The sequence below is a fragment of the Spirillospora sp. NPDC052242 genome, from assembly GCF_040679555.1.
In the GTDB taxonomy this organism is placed as follows: Bacteria; Actinomycetota; Actinomycetes; order Streptosporangiales; family Streptosporangiaceae; genus Spirillospora.
Genome location: NZ_JBFAUZ010000003.1, coordinates 176958 through 194251, shown reverse-complemented (window position 1 = coordinate 194251; position 17294 = coordinate 176958). Strand labels below are relative to the sequence as shown.

The window sequence follows — 17294 nt, the reverse complement described above, 5'->3', positions numbered from 1 at the left end:
CTTCCGTATCGCGCCGGGTTCACCGGACCGGTGGAAGGCGCGCGGGACGGCGCCTACGCTGTCGGTGGACCGGGACCCGCAACCGGATCCGCATCACCCTCGCGGACCGGGCCACCCCGCTGACCTGCGGGGACTCCCGCTGAGCCGGACGTATAGGCTCTTTGGTCCTGTTCGCCCATGTAGCGTAGGCAGTCGCGTGGGGACGAGCACGGAAGAAACAGGGGGTGGCGACCGTGGCCGACGCGTGGCGACCCACGTCGGAACTCGAGCGCCGACTGCACGAGAGCGTACGGGCCGGCGACCAGGAAGGCTACTTCCGCGTCCTCGCGGACAGCGAGCTGGTGCTGCCCGTCCCGCCGGACGTCGTCGACGACGTCCTCGCGAACACGGCGCAGCCGACGTGGCCCACCCAGGAGGAGGACGGCCGCGTCCACGTCCTGACCTACACGTCCGCCGCGGCGATGCGCGCCTGCCTCGGCCCCTCCTACCGGCACTTCATGACGCTGCGGTTCGGCGACATCGCGCAGAGCTGGCCGGACGCCGCCTGGTGGCTCGCCGTGGACGTCCCCGGGCACGGCGTCGACGCCGCGCTGCCGATCGAGGCGCGGCTCCCGTCCTGGTTCGTCCGGCAGGTCGCCGAGGGCGACGGGCGCCCGCCCCGCGTCGGCCGTCCCGGCACGCCCGCCGAGGGCCCGTGGGAGGAGCTCCGCGGGCAGCACCGCGACCTGCCCCGCGACGCCCGCCGTCCCGAGTTCCAGCCCGCCAACGACGTCGAACGCGAACTGCTGCGGGCCGCCGCGAACAACGACCACGACCTCTTCCTGCAAACCCTCGCGGGCACCGAGGTCCTCCTGCCCGTCCCCGAGGACACCGACTACTCGCTGCGTCCCGGCCGCCCCGGCTTCCCGTGGCAGACCCGCGACGTCGACGGCGCCACCGTCGTCCCCGTCTTCACGTCCCCGGAACGGCTCATCGAGGCCGCGCGCGCCGCCGGGACCGGCACCGAGTACATCCGGCTGCCGTTCACCGTCGCGCTCCGCTACTGGCCGCACCCCGACTGGCAGCTCGCGATCAACTCCGGCTCCCCCGCCGGCGGCACCGTCCAGGCGCAGCAACTCCCCGGCCTCGCGACCTGGGCCGACCAGCGCGCCGCGCAGCGGATGACCGAGGGTTTCGAGCCGCAGAACGAGATCGAGCAGCGCCTCTTCGACGCCGCCCGCCGCCGCGACACCGACGCCTTCTACAAGATCCTGCTCGGCGCGCAGGTCCTCGTCCCCGCCGACCCCGACACCCCGTGGGGCACCGCCCCGGACGACCCCGCGTTCCCGTGGCAGCCCGTCAACGTCCACGGCCGCACGGCCATCCAGGTGTTCACGTCGCCGAAGTGGATGAACGACGCCCTCAGCTCGTCGCGCTTCGTGATGCCGACGCTGCGCGACATGGTCGCCGCGTGGCCCGACACCGCGTGGGCGTTCGTCCTCAACCCCGGCACCCCGATCGACGCGAGCATGCCCGGCGACCAGGTCCGCGCCCTCGCGGGCCGCACCGTCCCCGAGGAGCCCGCGACTCCCCCGTCCGCCGCCACGCCCCCGCCGCCGGACGCCCCCGCCGTCCCCGTCGCCCCGCCCGTCCCCGCCGCGCCCGAACCGTCCGGCGACCCGTCGCAGACGGCGACCGACCCGCTCGAGTCCCTGGGCACCCGCGTCGCACCCGAACCGGACGCACACCTGCACGCCCACACCCCGCCCGTCCCCGACGGCCCCGGCACCGCGTGGCCCCAGCACGACCCCGCGGCCCCCGTCCCGTCCGCGCCGACGGGCGCCCCCGCGAACCCCCCGGGCGACCCGATCGGCTGGCCGCAGCACGAGCCGTCCGCGACCACCGGCCCCGAACCCGCCCAGCCGCACGGCCTCCCCGCCCCCGCCCCGCAGGACGAGCCGTCCCCGGCCCCGGCCCCCGAAGGCCCCGAGCCCGCACAGACGAACGGACTCACCGGTCAGGCCACCGGCCCCCAGGACGAGGTGCCCCCGGCCCCGACCACCGAGCCCCCCGCACCCGCACAACCGCACGAACTGCCGGGCCAGGCTCCCCAGCACGGCACGGGCACACCCACGAGCGGCACCGACCACGCGCACCCGTACGACATTTCGGGCCAACCCGCCCCCGCCGTCCAGCCTGCGGCACCCGCAGCGCTCAGCCGGCCCGACCGAGCGGACGGCACCGAGTTCGCGCAGCCGCACGGCATTCCCGGTGTCCCCACCGACGTCGACCGTCCCGAGCACGCCCAGACCGGGAGTGTCGGCGACCGCGACTTCACCTATCCCGGGCAGGCCACCGGCGCGCAGGGTGAACCATCCCCGGCCGCGCCCACCGAGGCCCCCGCACCCGCACAGCCGCACGAACTGCCAGCCCAACCCACGCCCGAAGCGCTGGGCAACCCCCCGCTAGGGAGCAGCGAACCCCACGACGGCCCGGGTGCGACGCCCGAGGTCAGCGAACACGCACGTCCGCACGAGCTCCCCGGCCACCCCATCGCCACGGACCAGCCTGCAGCACCCGAAGCACCCAGCCAACCCACCGAGACGACCGGCGATGCCGACCACGCACGCCCATACGGACTCCCCGGCCAAGCCACCGGCACCGACCAGCCCTCGACGCCCGAGGGTCTCGGCCAGTCCGGCCCGACGGCGACCGGCGCCGCCGCTACCGCAGACGGAACCGAGCACGCACAGCCGCAGGAGATGCCGGGCCAACCCGCGCCCGATGCGCTGGGCAACCCCCCGCTAGGGAGCGGCGAACCCCAGGACGGCCCGGGTGCGACGCCCGAAGGCAGCGAACACGCGCGTCCACACGAGCTCCCCGGCCACCCCGTCGCCACGGACCAGCCTGTAGCACCCGAAGCACCCAGCCAACCCACCGAGACGCCCGGCGGCCCCAAGCACGCACGCCCGCACGGACTCCCCGGGCATGCCACCGGCACCGAGCAGACTGCGGCACCCGACCCGCTCAACCCGTCCAGCCCGACGGCAACCGGCACCGAACACGCACAACCACACGAGATGCCGGGCCAACCCACGTCCGATGCGCTGAGCAACACCCCGCAAGGGAGCGGCGAACCCCAGGACGGCCCGGGTGCGACGCCCGAAGGCAGCGAACACGCGCGTCCACACGAGCTCCCCGGCCACCCCGTCGCCACGGACCAGCCTGCGGCGCCCGAAGCGCCCGGCGAAACCCCCGAGGCGACCGGCGACGCCGAGCACGCACGCCCGTACGGGCTTCCTGGGTATGCCACCGGCACCGACCGGACTGCGGCACCCGAAACGCTCAACCCGTCCGACCTGGGGGCGACCGGCACCGAGCCCGGCACGGCTGCGGACGGCGCCGAACACGCACGCCCGCACGGGCTCCCCGGGGATGCCACCGCCACCGACCAGCCCTCGGCACCCGAAGGGTTCGGCCCGGCTGCCCAGGCCACAGGCGGCGCCGAGCCCACCCCGGCCACGACCGGGCTTCCTGGGTATGCCACCGGCACCGAGCAGACCGCGGCACCCGAACCGCTCAACCCGTCCGACCCGGCAGCAACCGGCAGCGAACCCGGCACGGCTACGGACGGCACCGAACACGCACCGCCGCACGAGCTTCCCGGCCAAGCCGCCGGCACCGACCAGACTGCGGCGCCCGAAGGGTTCGCCCAGGCCACCGGCGGCACCGAGCCCGCCCCGGCGGCGACCGGCGACACCGAACACGCACGCCCGCAGGGACTCCCCGGGCCTGCCACCGGCATTGAGCAGACCGCGGCACCCGAAACGCTTAACCCGTCCGGCCCGACGGCGACCGCCACCGAGCACGCACAGCCGCACGGACTCCCCAGCCAAGCCGCCGACAGCGACCAGACCGCGGCGCCCGAAGGGTTCAGCCCGGCTGCCCAGGCAACCGATGGCACCGAGTCCGGTCCGGTCGCGACCGGCGACACCGAACACGCACGCCCGCACGGACTCCCCGGCCAACCCACCGGCACCGACCAGCCCTCGGCACCCGAGGGGTTCGGCGGCGCCGAGCACGCACAGCCGCACGGGCTTCCCGGCCAGCCGGCGCCCGGCGGCCAGGCTGCGGCACCCGAGACGCAGGCCGGGGCGGGGGTCGGCGGGCGCGGGTTGCGGGCGGTTCCGGACGCCGAGCAGGGGTTCGAGCCCGGCAACCGCATCGACCAGGAACTGTACGACGCCACGCTCGCCGGGGACTCGGACGCCTTCCTGCGGATCCTGCTGAACGCGAACGTGCTCGTCCCGATCCCGGAGGACGCGCCGCTCGAGGTGACGCCGATCCAGCGGGACTTCCGGTGGGACGCCGCGTTGCGGGACGACGCGGCGGTTCGGGTGTTCACGTCGCTGGTGCGGCTGCGCGAGATCCTGCCGGAGGCGCGGTTCGTCTACGCGGACTTCCGGGAGCTGATCGGCGCGTGGCCGAACGCGGACTGGGCGATGCTGCTCAACCCGGGGACGCGGATCGGCGCGTCGCTGCGGGGCGAGCAGGTGCGGGCGCTCAGCGAGTGGGCGATCCGCGTGGGGTTGATCCAGGCGCGGCCGGAGGCGCCGCCGCCCCGCGAGCCGCAGCCGGAGCCGCGGCCGGAGCCCGAGGCGCGTCCGGCGGCGCTGCCGCGGCCGGTCGCGGATCCGGACGACCGGGTGTCGCAGCTCGCGATCATGCAGAAGGTCGTGCCGCACGGGCATGTCGGCTGGTACCTGGAGCAGGGGTACGACCGGGTCGGCGGGTTCGTGCATCTGACGAGCGACGTGGCCGAACTGCAGACGCCCGTGCAGCTGTACGAGGCGCTGGGGCTGCTCTACGACGACTCCCCGTTCACGCCCGGGGACGAGGGCGTCTACGTGATCCGGTGGCCCGCGTACTGCCCGGACGTGTACCGGGTTCCGTTCGGCGGCGCGACCGAGGCGGAGATGGCCGCGTGGGGCGAGGCCGGGTGGGTCGTCGAGCGGGCGCCGTTCGTCGGGACGGGGTTCGCGCCGGGCAGCGCGGGCTCGATCCGCGAGTTCAAGGTGGACAGCATCCGGCTGCCGTACGGGGCGGAGATGTACTACCTCACGCCGGACCGTTCGGAGCGGTTCGTGGCGATGTACGACCCGGACCGGCTCGGCTGGCTGCGGCCCGAGGCGGGCGCCGAGGGCTGGGACGGACGGACGGAGGCCGCGCAGTGATCCGGGACGGGTACGTCGCACGGTGGCTCGGGCGGGATTTCGAGGCGTCGCCCGGTGCGGACGGCGAGGTCCGGCTGTACACGCCGGATCCGACGGACGGGTTCGAGGAGCTGCGGCCGGGCCGGTACCGGCGGATCGTCCCGGCGTCGGAGGTGGAGGAGCTGCGGTACGTGCGGACGGCGTGCACGTGGCGCGGCGAGCCGTTCGTCGTCGTGGGCGAGCACGAGTCGTGGGTGCGGGTGGAGTACACCGGCGGGCGGGCCCCGGTCGCCGAGCGGCTCGGGCTCGACCGTATCGACCACGGGGTGTGGCAGGCGTGGGCGCCGCGCGCGGAGGTGGAGAACGTCCACCAGGAGTTCGTCTGATCGGGGGTTGATCCGGGCCGGGATCCGTGTTCGCATGTGTCCGGGGCCGATCCCCCTTTTCGTCACGGCCGTTCACGAGACGACGGAGGTGCTGCGGCGGTGGTCTGCCGACCGGCGATGAAACCGCTCTTCGTAGGGTTCGCGGCCGCGGCCGTGCTCGCCGCGGGGGGTGCGTCGGCCGTCGCGGCGACGGATCCGACCCCTCCCACGTCTCCCTCGCAGACCCCCGATCCCACGCCGACGGAGACGCCGCCCGGGACGCTCGCCGTCCAGGTCACGGTGCCCTCGGAGAAGTTCGAGGTCGGTGAGAAGGCGAAGCTGACGACGCACATCGCGGCGAAGGACGGGACGCTCAGGGAAGTGCGGATCGTGGGCGTCAAGGCGACGTCGACGGGTCCGAAGCCCATCGTGGTCAGCGACTGCGTGGAGCCGTTCGAGTCGGCGGCGTGCGTCGTCGGAACGATCGAAAAGGGCGGCAAGAAGGAAGTCTTCACGACGGTTTCGGTGCCGAAGACGGCGAAGAAGGACGTCAAGGTCACGCTCGTCCTCACGGTGGGAGCGGCCGGCGTGGAGGAGGACGTGCCCGCCGAGGCGTCCGTGACGTTCGAGGCTCCGCCGCCCGCGACCGACAAGCCGACGCAGAAGCCCACGAACAAGCCGACGAAGTCCCCGTCCCCGCGCCCGTCCGGTGGCAAGGACGACGACGAGGGTTCGTCCGGCTCCAGCGGCTCCTCCGGCTCGTCGAGCGGCTCGTCCGGTGCGTCGGGGTCCGGCGGGTCGACCGACATCGACGTGCCCGACTATCCCGACACTTCGCCGAACGCGTCGTTCGACGCGCAGAGCCCGAGCGTGGCGCTGCCGCCGATCGCGGCGCCGAGCCCGTCGGTCGCGCCGAACCCCGTCCCGGCGACGCCGCAGAGCCGGCTGCGGGAGAACAAGGCGCCGGTCGCGCAGGAGCTCACGTTCGAGCGGATGGCGAGCACGCAGGTGGCGTGGCTCGCGGCCCTGATGGTGGTGTTCGGGCTGCTGCTGACGCAGGTGCGGCTGGGACGGCGCGCCGCGATGGCGCGGGGACGCGCGCCGCGCGGGCAGCACCGGCGGACGCGCCGCGGCATGTTCGGCCGCTGAGCCCGGCGCGGCGGGACGGACGTCAGGCGCGCAGCAGCGCGTGGCAGGCGATGGCGGCGGCCGCCGTCACGTTGAGGGAGTCGACGCCGTTCGCCATGGCGGTGGCGCTCATCGGGATGCAGACCCGCTCGTCGGCCTCGTCGAGCCAGTGGGACGACAGGCCGTCGCCCTCGGAGCCGAGCATGAGGGCGACGCGGTCGCCCATCGGGGCGCCGTCCAGCGGGACGGCCGCCTGGTCGGGGGTGAGGGCGAGGAGCCTGAACCCGGACGCGCGCAGCTTCGCGAGGTCGTCCCGCCGGTTCGTCATGCGCGCGTAGGGGACGGCGAAGACGGCGCCCATGGAGACCTTGACGGCGCGGCGGTAGAGGGGGTCGGCGCAGCGCGGGGACAGGACGACGGCGTCGATGCCGAGGGCGGCGGCGCACCGGTAGATGGAGCCGACGTTCGCGTGGTCGACGAGGTCTTCGAGGACGAGGATGCGGCGGGCGTCCGCGACGACGGCGTCGACGGGCGGCAGCGGCAGGCGGGCCATGGACGCGAGCGCGCCGCGGTGCACCTGGAACCCGGCGATCTCCTCGAGGACGTCGTCGGCGGCGATGTAGACGGGGGCGTCCAGGCCGTCGAGGAGGTCGGCGAGGGGGTCCGCCCAGCGCCGCGCCATGAGCAGGGACCGGACGGGGTGCCCGGCGGCGACCGCGCGGCGGATGACCTTCTCGCCCTCGGCGACGAACAGTCCGTGCTCGGCTTCGAGGCTCTTGCGGAGGTTGACGTCGCGGAGCCGGACGTAGTCGGCGAGGCGCGCGTCGGCGGGGTCTGTGACGGGGACCAGGGTGGCCATCCCCCCATTGTGCCGGGCCCACAAGGCCGGTTACGGCCACGCGGCGTCACCGCGTTCCCGCGCCGCTACCGTGGTGCAGGATGCCAGGTTCGTCCAAGCATACGCTCATGACCTGCGTCATTAACGGTTTTGAGTTCTTTGTAACCTCTATGCCGTACTACTACAGTGCCGGGGAACATCGGCGGGTTTTTGGGTGAATCGAGGGCAGCCATGAGCGGACGTCATCGCAGTGACTTCCCCGAGGGGGACGACGGGTGGGACCCGTCCAAGCCCGTCTTCGGTCCGGCGAACGACGGATCGTCCGACTGGTTCGGCTCCCGGAACCCGCAGACGCCGCCGCCCGGGCAGGGCGGGACGGGACGGCCGGGTGAGACCGGCGAGTGGCTCGGCCCGCGGCAGTCGTCGGAGCAGCCCTCGTACGGCGGTCCGTCCGGTTCCGGGGGGTACGGCACGGGGGGTTACGGTGCCGTGCGTCCCGAGGGTCCCGGTTCGTCCGGTGGGTACGGGCAGGGCGGGTACGGCGAGGCCGAGCGGCCCGGCGCGTCCGGTTCGGGCGCCTACGGGCAGCCCGGACGCCAGGGCGGTCCCGGTTCGGGCGCCCACGCGGCCCCCGGCGGGGCCGCGGGCTCCGGCGGGACCGGCCCGTACGGGACGCCGCCGGGGCGGTCCCCGGAGAGTTCGCCGCTCGCCGGCACCGGTTACAGCGAGTACGAGTCGATCCGCAGCTCCGACGAGACCCCGTCCGGGTTCTTCGGCGGACGGGCGGGCGGTGGGTCCGGCGAATACGGCGGGGGCTCGGGCGAGTACGGCGGCGGTTCGGGCGGCGCCGGCGGCTCGGGCGAGTACGGCGGCTCGGGCGAGTACGGCGGCTCGGGCGGCTACGAGTACGGCCGGAAGCGCAAGAAGAAGCGGAGCCGGAAGGGCGCGCTGCTGGGGCCGCTGGCCGGGGCGGTCGGCCTGGTGGTGCTGCTGGGCGGCGGAGTGTACGCGTTCGCGCAGAGCGGCGGGGGCTGCTCGGGCGACGACGCGATGACGCTGTCGGTCGCGGCGGCGCCCGACATCCAGCCGGTGATCGTGAAGGCCGCGGGCCGGTTCAACGACGCCGGGCACGAGGTGTCCGGGAAGTGCGTCCAGGCGCACGTGAAGTCGGCCGAGCCGTCGACGGTGGCGACTTTGCTGTCCGGGCAGGGCGTGGCGTCCGACTCCGACGACCGGCCGGACGTGTGGATCCCGGACTCGTCGCTGTGGATCTCCCGCGCGGCCCGCGACGACGGCAAGACCGAGATCGCGTCCTCGACGTCGGTGGCGAAGAGCCCCATCGTGATCGGGATGCCCGCGACGTTGGCGGAGCAGCTCAAGCAGAACGGCGTCACCTCGACGCCGTCGTGGGACAACCTGCTCAAGGCGGCGGGCGGCGTCGCGGGCGGCGCCGTCACCAAGAACCAGATGATCCCGGCCGGGTCGGTGCGGCTCTATGTCCCGGACCCGATGAAGAACGCGGCGGGCATGGGCTCGCTGATGGTGACGAGCGCCCTGCTGGCGAACGACCCCAACCGCGACTCGATCTTCACCGGGATCGTCCGGACGGTGCGGGAGAGCCAGGTCCCGACGGTGGACGCCCAGTTCGAGCAGTTCGGCAAGGGGCAGGGCGGCAAGCAGCCGATCTCCCTGTCGTCGGAGCAGGCGCTGTGGTCGTTCAACCAGAAGAAGCCGAAGGTCCCGGCGGTGGCGCTGTACCCGATCGAGGGCACGTTGTCGATGGACTACCCGTACACCGTCGCCACGCAGGACGCCGGCGAGCGCGAGGCCGCGAAGCTGCTGGAGGAGGCGCTCGGCGACTCCGCGACGCGGGAGGACCTGCAGGCGGCCGGGTTCCGCACCTCCGACGGCAAGGCCCCGGCGGGGTTCGGCGAGCAGGGCGGCGTCAGCCAGGCCCGGCCGCGGCAGCTTCCCGCGCCGAAGACCGAAGAGGTCAACAACGTCATGCAGGCGTGGGCGAAGCTGACGCTGGGCCTGCGGATGCTGACGCTCATCGACGTGTCCGGCTCGATGGCGGAGATGGTCGACGAGAACACCAACCGGCTGCAGGCGATCGGCGCCGTCTCGCAGGGCGGCCTCGGCATGATGTCGGACGACACCGAGATGGGCCAGTGGCTGTTCTCCACGAACATGAAGGACGGCGCGCCCTACGAGGTCACGGTGCCGATGGGGGCGCTCGGTGAGCGGATCGGGTCCAACACGCGGCGGAACCGGATCCTGTCGGTGCTGAGCAAGATGCGCCCGAACCCGACCGGCGACACGGCCCTGTACCGGACGATGCTGGACGCCTACAAGGAGATGAACGACACGTTCAAGCCGGAGTTCGGCAACTCGATCCTGCTGCTCACCGACGGGAAGAACGACGACCCGGAGGGCCCGACGCTGGCGGAGACCCTCAAGCAGCTGAAGGCCATGCGCGACCCGAACAAGCCGATCCAGGTCAACATGATCGGGTTCGGTCCGGGCGTCGACCGCAACGAGCTGGAGCAGATCGCCGGGGCGACGGGCGGCGGCGTGGCGGTCGCGCAGACGCCGGAGGACATCCAGAAGATCTTCCTGCAGATGCTCTCCCGCCGCATGGGGTGACACTTCCGACACGCCGAGTAGTTTCCACTTTTTCCGCGTAGATCTGTCAACCGGGCGGCGCGGTCGCCCGTCGAACATACGGAGGCCCGACGGGGAGCGGGGCCGTCGGGCCTCCGACCTACTTCCTCCTCTCCGGCCCAGCGCCGACGCCCTCGAGCTCGGCGGCCGGGAGAGTCGAACGCTCCCCCTGTCTCACCGGCCGCCCGTCCCTGACGACGTGGACGGCGGCCGTGCTCTCAGCCCGCGGGAGGACCTCGTGTCCGGTTGGCCCACCTTCGATCGCGCCGACGACGAACGGTCGGCCCTCGCCCTGGCGGGCGGCGACCCCGCCGCGCTCCTCCAGGTCATGGACCGCTACGCCGCCCGTCTCTACGACTACTGCCACGCGCTGCTGCGCGACCGCGACGACGCCGCCGGGGCGCTGCACGACGCGCTCGTCGGCGCGTACGCGCAGATCTCGCGGCTCCGCGAGCCGCACCTGTTCCGGGCGTGGCTGTACGCGCTCGTCCGGGCCGAGTGCCTGCGGCGGCTGAACGACCCCGGACGTCCGGTGGAGCGGCACGAGGCGCCCGAGGTCGAGGACGGCTTCCTCGACGAGGACGAGCTGGCGCGGCGCCTGGAGGCCCGCCGCCTCGTGCGCGGCGCCCTGTCGGTGCTGCGCGGCCGCGAGCGCGAGTCGCTGGACCTGATGCTGCGGCACGGCCTGGACGACGCGGAGATCGGCGGCGTCCTCGACATGGACGCGCCGGAGGCCGCCGAGCTGACCGGCGCCGCCCGGGCCCGGCTGGACGACGCGATCGCCGCGGCCCGCCTGCTGCGCACCGCGCCGGACGCCTGCCCGCACCTCGCCGGCGTCGCCGGGGACGGCGGCGCGTGGCCGCTCCCGGCGCCGGCCGTCCGGGACCTCGTCCGGCACGTCGGGTCGTGCCCGCTGTGCGCGCCGCGCGTCGACCGGTCCCCGTCCGCGGGACGGCTGCTGGGGCTGCTGCCGGTCGCGATGATGCCGCACGACCTGCGCGGCCGCGTCATGACCACGGCCACCGACCCGGCGATGGCCGCCGAGTTCGCCGCCGTCGCGGACCGGGCCGGGCCGTTCGACGAGTGGGGCTGGCCCGCGTCCGGCGACGGCGCGTCCGGGTTCGCCGCCGGGACGTCCGGCGGCGCCGGGGACGGACGCGACGGGCGCGACGGGCGGCGCGGGCTCGTGCCGGCCCTCGGCGCCGGGGCCGCCGTGGTCCTGGTCGTCCTCGTGGCGTTCGTGATGATGCCGGACTCGCCGGACGAGAACCCGCTCGGCGCCCGTCCCGGCCCGAGCGGCACCGCCGCGGTCGCGCCCGGCGACCCGTCGCGGTCGCCCGCGGACTCGGCGGCCCCGTCGGAGTCGGCGTCCCCGAGCGACACCCCGTCGCCGTCGGCCTCGCCGTCGACTTCGTCCGCGTCGCCCGGCCCGTCCGCGACGCCGCGCCGGACGCCGACGCGCACGTCCCGGCCGTCCCGCCCGTCCGCCCCGGACGACGGCGAGCCGGCCTCGGGGTCGCTGCAGGTGAACGGCGGTTCGTGCAGCCTGCACGGGTCCGGGGACGGCTGCTCGATCCCGGTGCGCGCGGTCGGCGGCGCCGTGAGCTGGTCGGTCGGCGCGTCGTCCCCGCTGTCCGCGTCGGGCGGCGGCACGCTGCCGAGCGGCGGCACCGGCGCCGCGAGCGTGTCGCTGGCCTGCTCCGAGCCCGGATCGGGGACGGGCGCGGTAACGTTCTCCCCCGGCGGCGCGTCGGTCCAGGTGTCCTGGATGTGCCCGGGCGGGGACGGCGACGGCGGCGGGCCGGGCGGCGGCGCGGACGGCGACTAGCGACCGGCCGGTCATGAGATCCACATCACTTTCGCGCGCGTAGTACCTGATCAAGGCGCGGAAACGGCCACGGGGCGTGCCTCGCCCGTCACAAAGATTCGGTCATCGGGGAGAAATCCGCGAAATTTGGTGGCAAGATCGGGCAACCAGAGCGGCCCGACGAACGTCGGCGCTCACCGGGGGCGCACGATCGCACACGCCGGAATCGACCGAGGAGGACATCCGTGGCCGGTGAGCCGAGGTCCGGGCAGCACGACGCCGTCCGGCTGACGGAGTCGCTGCGGGCCGGGGACGTCATCGCGCTGACCGAGGTCTACGACGCCTACGCGCCGTTCCTCTTCGACTACTGCCACGGGCTCCTGCGCGACCGCGTGGAGGCGGCCGGGGCGCTGCGGAACTGCGTGATCGCCGCGCGCGAGCACGCCGACCGGCTGACCGAGCCGGAGCGGCTGCGCGGCTGGCTGTACGCGATCGCCCGCAAGGAGTGCATGCGCCGCCGCGACAGCCCCAACCGGCACACCGGGCAGGAGGCGCCGGAGGCCGACGACGGGCTGTCCCCCGAGCAGATCGCGCGCCGCGACGAGCGCCGCAAGCTCGCGCACAGCGCGCTCGCGTCGCTGAGCGGGCGGCAGCGCGAGACGATCGACCTGCACGTCCGGCACGAGCTGGACGAGGTCGACCTGTGCGGCGTCCTGGGCGTGCCGCTGGAGGACGTCTACCCGCTCGTCGAGCAGACGCGCCGGGACCTCGGCGCCGGGGTCCGGGCGGCGCTGATCGCGCAGCACCACCTCCGGGACTGCCCGGCGGCCGCCGCGCTCGCCGACGCCTGGCCGCTGCCGCCGCAGGCCGCGGCGGCGCTCGTCCGGCACGTCGCGGAATGCCAGGCGTGCGGGTCGCGGGAGCTCCAGGTGCCGCCGCCGGACCGGCTGCTGGCGGTGCTGCCGATCGCCGCGATCCCGCCCGACCTGCGGCTGGACGTGCTGACCGCCGCGACCGCCGAGGACCGGGCCGCGAACCGGCGGGCGATCGCCGCGTGGACCGAGCCGTTCGACGAGTACGGCTGGCCGCTCCCCTACGAGCCGACGGTCACGCGCGCCAAGGAGAAGCCGCAGCGCAGGCGCGGGCCGGTGTACGCGGTGGCGGGCGCGGGGATCGCCGCGGTCGTGGTGCTCGCCGGGGCGCTCACCGCGTTCGGCGGCGAGGACGACGGCTCGTCGGCGCTGCCGGAGATCAGCGCCCAGCCGAGCATCAGCGACGCGTCCGGCGGGGCGATCCCGACCGAGTCGAAGCCGGTCGACCCGTCGCCGACGAGCTCGTCGCCGTCCCCGACCGAGTCGACGTCGCCGTCGGAGTCGCCGTCGCCGTCCGAGACGCCCTCGCAAACGCCGACGTCCGAGCGTCCGGACAACGACCCGCCGCCGTCCACGCCGGACCGCCCGGAGCGTCCCGAGCCCGGTCGCCTTCAAGCCAACGGCTGCGCGATGGGCGACGAGGACTCCTGCTCCGTCACGATCACGGCCGTGGGCGGCCCGGTGAACTGGCGCGTCACCGGCACGTCAGAGGGGTTGAGCGCAGGCGGGAGCGGACGGCTGTCGGAAGGCGAGCAGGCCACGGTGACCGTTCGCCAAACCGACAACGACTGGGGCTGCTGGGGGCAGAAGTCCGGATCGGTCGCCTTCTCCTCCGGCGGATCCGCCTCGGTGTCCTACTGCTGACGCCCGCCGGCGCCGCCCCGCCCGGCCGGAACGTCAGAACGCGCCGGTGTCGAGGACCCGGTGCGCGCGGGCCAGCAGCACCGGCACCGCGTCCCCGATCCGGTCGAACCCCTCGCCGACGGTCGCCTTCTGCAGGTAGCGGGCGTGGATGCCCTCGAGGATGACCGCGAGCTTGAAGCACGCGAACGCGACGTAGTAGTCGAGGTCGGCGACGTCGAACCCGGTCAGCTCGGCGTACCGGGCGGCGAACTCGGCGCGGGTGAGGAACCCGGGCGCCGCGGTGATCGTCGCGCCGACGGGCAGCAGCTCGTCCGCGGCGTCGGCGGCCTCCGCCCAGTACACGAGCGTCAGGCCGAGGTCCGACAGCGGGTCGCCGAGCGTGGACATCTCCCAGTCGACGACCGCCGCGATCTCCGGTTCGGGCTCCAGCCGGGCCAGCGCGTTGTCGAGCCGGAAGTCGCCGTGGACGAGCCGGGCCGGGGCGTCCGCGGGCAGCCGCTCGCCGAGCCGCGCGACGAGCCGGTCGTACTCGGGCAGGTCGCGGACGGCCCCGGTGGCGCGGATCGCCTCCTGCGAGCCGTCCCACTGCTTGCCCCACCGCTTGAGCTGCCGCGCCATGTAGCCGTTCGGACGGCCGAAGTCGGCGAGGCCCGCGGCGTCGACGTCCACGGTGTGGATCGCGGCGAGCGCCCGGACGAGCGCCTCGCTGAGCCCGCGCGCCTGCTCGGGGCTCATCCCGGCGGCGTCCTCGCGGGTGCGCAGGACCCGGCCGTCGACGAAGTCCATGAGGTAGAAGCGGGCGCCGATGACGTCCTCGTCGTCGCAGAACGCCAGCGTGTTCGGCACCGGGACGGACGTCTTCCCGCCGAGCGCGCTCAGCACCCGGTACTCGCGGGCCATGTCGTGCGCGGTGGGCTGGACGTGCCCGAGCGGCGGGCGGCGCAGCACGATGCGGCGGGCGCCGGCCGGGCCGCCGTCCAGCGTGATGCCGTAGGTGAGGTTGGAGCGGCCGCCCGCGATGAGGTCGATCGCGGTGATCCGGCCGCCGCCGGGCAGCGCGCCGGCCAGCCAGGCCGCGAGGCGGGGGACGTCGATGCCGGGGACCCCGGCCGGAAGGTCTGCGTCAACGGTCATGACGCCCTATTAGAACGCGACTCGGTTCGGAAGGTAAACCCCCGCGGGGTTTGCCCGCGATCGGATGTCCTTGCTCACCGTAATTATTCGGCCACATCCGGCCGTCGCGTCACACTGATTTACCGAGCGTCAAGTGCCAGTGTTGACTTGCGCCGGATTCACCCCCGCATGGACCGGTTCATGAGAATCTCGCCCGGCCGTTCGGCACCGCGCCGGGCGCTCCGGGACCGCGGGGGGACCGCGCGAGCGGCGACGACCTGGGCGAAGTGGGCGCCCGGGGCGACGTCGCGGCCGCCGACACCGGCCCGTGGCGGCAAGCTGGACATTCCGGTCTCGCTGGGCTAAGAGAATAGGACTAGACCATTCGGGGCCGACCCCGGCCCGATTGGGGGGACGCACCGTGGCAGACGCATGGCTGCCGGGAGCCGCACGCATGCCCGTACGAGACGACGGCGGAGGAATGCAGGGAGGTGCGCCCCGGGTCGTCTGGTTCACCGGGGACCACGATCCCCGCTCCGTCTCCGCCCGCTCCGTGGCCGCCGACCTCGCCAAACAGGACCGCCCGACGCACCTGGTCTGGCATCCCGGCACCGGCGAGGTCGTCCAGCTCCTCCCCGCCACCCGCGCCGCCCGGCTGCTCGCCGCCCCCGTGTGCCGCGAGGGCCGCACCTGCCTGCAGATCATGGTCGTCGGCCAGGCCCGCGTCCCGTTCACCGGCTCGCTGCTCACCGGCATCGACGGCATCATGCGCTGGCTGGACGCCTGGCACATCGCCCGCCGCTGGCCCGCCGGCCCGCCGCTGCCGTCCCCGCAGTCGTACCACTCGCAGCGCAGCCGCCGCGACTGGGCCCGCGGCGGGCACTTCGGCGCCTCGCAAACCCCGCTCGCCGAACGCCCCGACCCGGGCGGCATCGACATCCGCCGCATCACCGGACCGGACACGCCCGTCGCGCCCATCCCCCGGCCGCGCGCGCCGATCCCCGAGCCGTCCCTGCTGACCCGCACGGCGCCGCTGCCCGGCCCGGCACGCCCGCCGGCCGGTGACCCCGTCCCGGTCGGCGCCCGCTCCTAACCCGCGAGCCCGCGGATCACCGCGCAGCCCGCCCGCAGCTCCGCCGGGCCCGCCGCCGTCCCGTAGCCGATCACCAGCCCGGACGCGGCCGGCGGCCCGGCGGAGTGCTCCGCCAGCGTGTCCACCAGCACGCCCCGCGCCGCCGCCCGCGCCGCGACGTCCGCCGGATCCCCCGGGACGTCCACCACCAGGTGCAGGCCCGCCGTGTCGCCCTGCAGCCGCAGCCCGTCCAGCGCCCCCACCACCGCCGCCCGCCGCCGCGCGTACTCCCGGCTCATCCGGCGGACGTGCCGGTCGAGGTCCCCGCGCTCCAGCAGCAGCCGCAGCGCCTCCTGCGGCACCACGGCCGTCCGGTCGTTCAGCTCCACCCGCCGCCGCGCGACCGCCGCGACCAGGTCGGGACGCCCCACGAGCCACCCCACCCCCATGTCGACCGTGAGGATCTTCGACGTCGTCCCCAGGTACACCACGACCTCGGGGTCGAGCCCGTACAGCGCGGGCAGCGGCGCGACGTCGTACCGGAACTCGCCGTCGTAGTCGTCCTCGGCGATCAGCGCGCCCGTCCGCCGCGCCCACGCCAGCAGCGCCCGCCGCCGCGGCACCGGCAGCACCCCGCCCATCGGGAACTGGTGCGACGGCGTCGTGTACACCAGCCGCAGATCGTCCGGCAGCGCCTCGACGACCAGCCCGTGCTCGTCCACCGGGCACGGCACCGGCTCGGCGCCCCGCCCCGCCAGCACCGCCCGCGCCCGCCGGTAGCCGGGGTCCTCCACGCCCACCCGGTCGCCCGGCCGCAGCACCGTCGCCGCCAGCAGGTCCAGCCCGTTCGTCGCGCCCCGCGTGACCAGGACGTCCTGGCAGCTCACCCCGCGGTTCCGGCGCACGTGCTCGGCCAGCGCCGCGCGCAGCCCCGGCAGCCCGTGCGGGTCCTGCCGCCGCCGCGGCGTCACCCCGGACGCCAGCCGCCACGCCCGCCGCCACGCCGGCGTGTCCAGCGCGCCGACCCACGGCAGCCCCGGCCGCAGGTCGATCACCCCCCGCCCCGGCTCCGGCTCCGCGACCGGCACCCGCCCCGCGCCCGGCTCCGGATCGGCCGTCACCCCCTCCGCGACGTAGGTGCCCGACCCGTGCCGTCCCTCCAGCCAGCCCTCCGCGTACAGCTGCTCGTACGCCTCCGTCACCACCGTCCGGCTCACCCCGAGCCGCGCCGCCAGCGCCCGCGTCGCCGGCAGCCGCTCCCCCGCCGCCAGCCGCCCGTCCCGCATCGCGCCCCGCAACTGTCCCGCGAGCTGCGCGTGCAGGGACTCGTCCGCGTCCCGGTCGACGACGAGGGGCAGCAAAGTGGTCTCTCCTTATCG

At 74.9% G+C, this 17294-nt stretch carries 10 protein-coding genes; 7 read left to right on the top strand and 3 right to left on the bottom strand.

The window, feature by feature from the left end; all coding sequences use genetic code 11:
* Nucleotides 1–224 precede the first annotated feature (224 nt).
* The 3 genes from AB0L25_RS04180 (at nt 225) to AB0L25_RS04170 (ending at nt 6706) form a co-directional block, all read left to right on the top strand.
* A complete protein-coding gene (locus AB0L25_RS04180; protein ID WP_500168448.1) occupies nt 225–5213 on the top strand; it encodes an SseB family protein in 4989 nt (1662 codons plus the stop codon).
* On the top strand, nt 5210–5578 hold the full coding sequence (locus tag AB0L25_RS04175; protein ID WP_500168446.1) for a UCP033725 family protein: 369 nt from the start codon (nt 5210–5212) through the stop codon (nt 5576–5578). The genes AB0L25_RS04180 and AB0L25_RS04175 overlap by 4 nt, the downstream gene beginning before the upstream one ends.
* 117 nt (nt 5579–5695) lie before the next feature.
* A complete protein-coding gene (locus AB0L25_RS04170) occupies nt 5696–6706 on the top strand; it encodes a hypothetical protein (RefSeq protein ID WP_500168445.1) in 1011 nt (336 codons plus the stop codon).
* A 22-nt stretch (nt 6707–6728) separates the two neighbouring features.
* On the opposite strand, the gene AB0L25_RS04165 is transcribed toward AB0L25_RS04170, so the two are convergent.
* Nucleotides 6729–7544 (bottom strand): TrmH family RNA methyltransferase, encoded by an 816-nt coding sequence (locus AB0L25_RS04165; protein WP_500168443.1) that lies wholly within the window; start codon nt 7542–7544, stop codon nt 6729–6731.
* A 210-nt stretch (nt 7545–7754) separates the two neighbouring features.
* Here AB0L25_RS04165 and AB0L25_RS04160 point away from each other — a divergent pair, with 210 nt between their 5' ends.
* From AB0L25_RS04160 to AB0L25_RS04150, 3 genes are all read left to right on the top strand, one after another.
* Nucleotides 7755–10169 (top strand): substrate-binding and VWA domain-containing protein, encoded by a 2415-nt coding sequence (locus tag AB0L25_RS04160; RefSeq protein WP_500168441.1) that lies wholly within the window; start codon nt 7755–7757, stop codon nt 10167–10169.
* A gap of 256 nt (nt 10170–10425) precedes the next feature.
* Nucleotides 10426–12015 carry an RNA polymerase sigma factor gene (locus AB0L25_RS04155; RefSeq protein WP_500168439.1) on the top strand — a complete coding sequence of 530 codons (1590 nt, stop codon included), beginning with the start codon at nt 10426–10428 and terminating at the stop codon, nt 12013–12015.
* Between the two features lie 224 nt (nt 12016–12239).
* On the top strand, nt 12240–13730 hold the full coding sequence (locus tag AB0L25_RS04150; protein WP_500168437.1) for an RNA polymerase sigma factor: 1491 nt from the start codon (nt 12240–12242) through the stop codon (nt 13728–13730).
* A gap of 33 nt (nt 13731–13763) precedes the next feature.
* Here the strand turns inward: AB0L25_RS04150 and AB0L25_RS04145 are convergent, their stop codons facing one another.
* Entirely contained in the window at nt 13764–14864 is a 1101-nt protein-coding gene (locus AB0L25_RS04145) for a phosphotransferase family protein (RefSeq protein ID WP_500168435.1), read from the bottom strand.
* A gap of 433 nt (nt 14865–15297) precedes the next feature.
* On the opposite strand from AB0L25_RS04145, the gene AB0L25_RS04140 reads away from it, so the two are divergent.
* Nucleotides 15298–15936, top strand: a complete 639-nt coding sequence (locus tag AB0L25_RS04140; protein WP_500168433.1) for a hypothetical protein — start codon at nt 15298–15300, stop codon at nt 15934–15936.
* Here AB0L25_RS04140 and pdxR read toward each other — a convergent pair.
* Nucleotides 15933–17276 carry a MocR-like pyridoxine biosynthesis transcription factor PdxR gene (gene pdxR, locus AB0L25_RS04135; protein WP_500168431.1) on the bottom strand — a complete coding sequence of 448 codons (1344 nt, stop codon included), beginning with the start codon at nt 17274–17276 and terminating at the stop codon, nt 15933–15935. The genes AB0L25_RS04140 and pdxR overlap by 4 nt on opposite strands.
* Nucleotides 17277–17294: the final 18 nt, after the last annotated feature.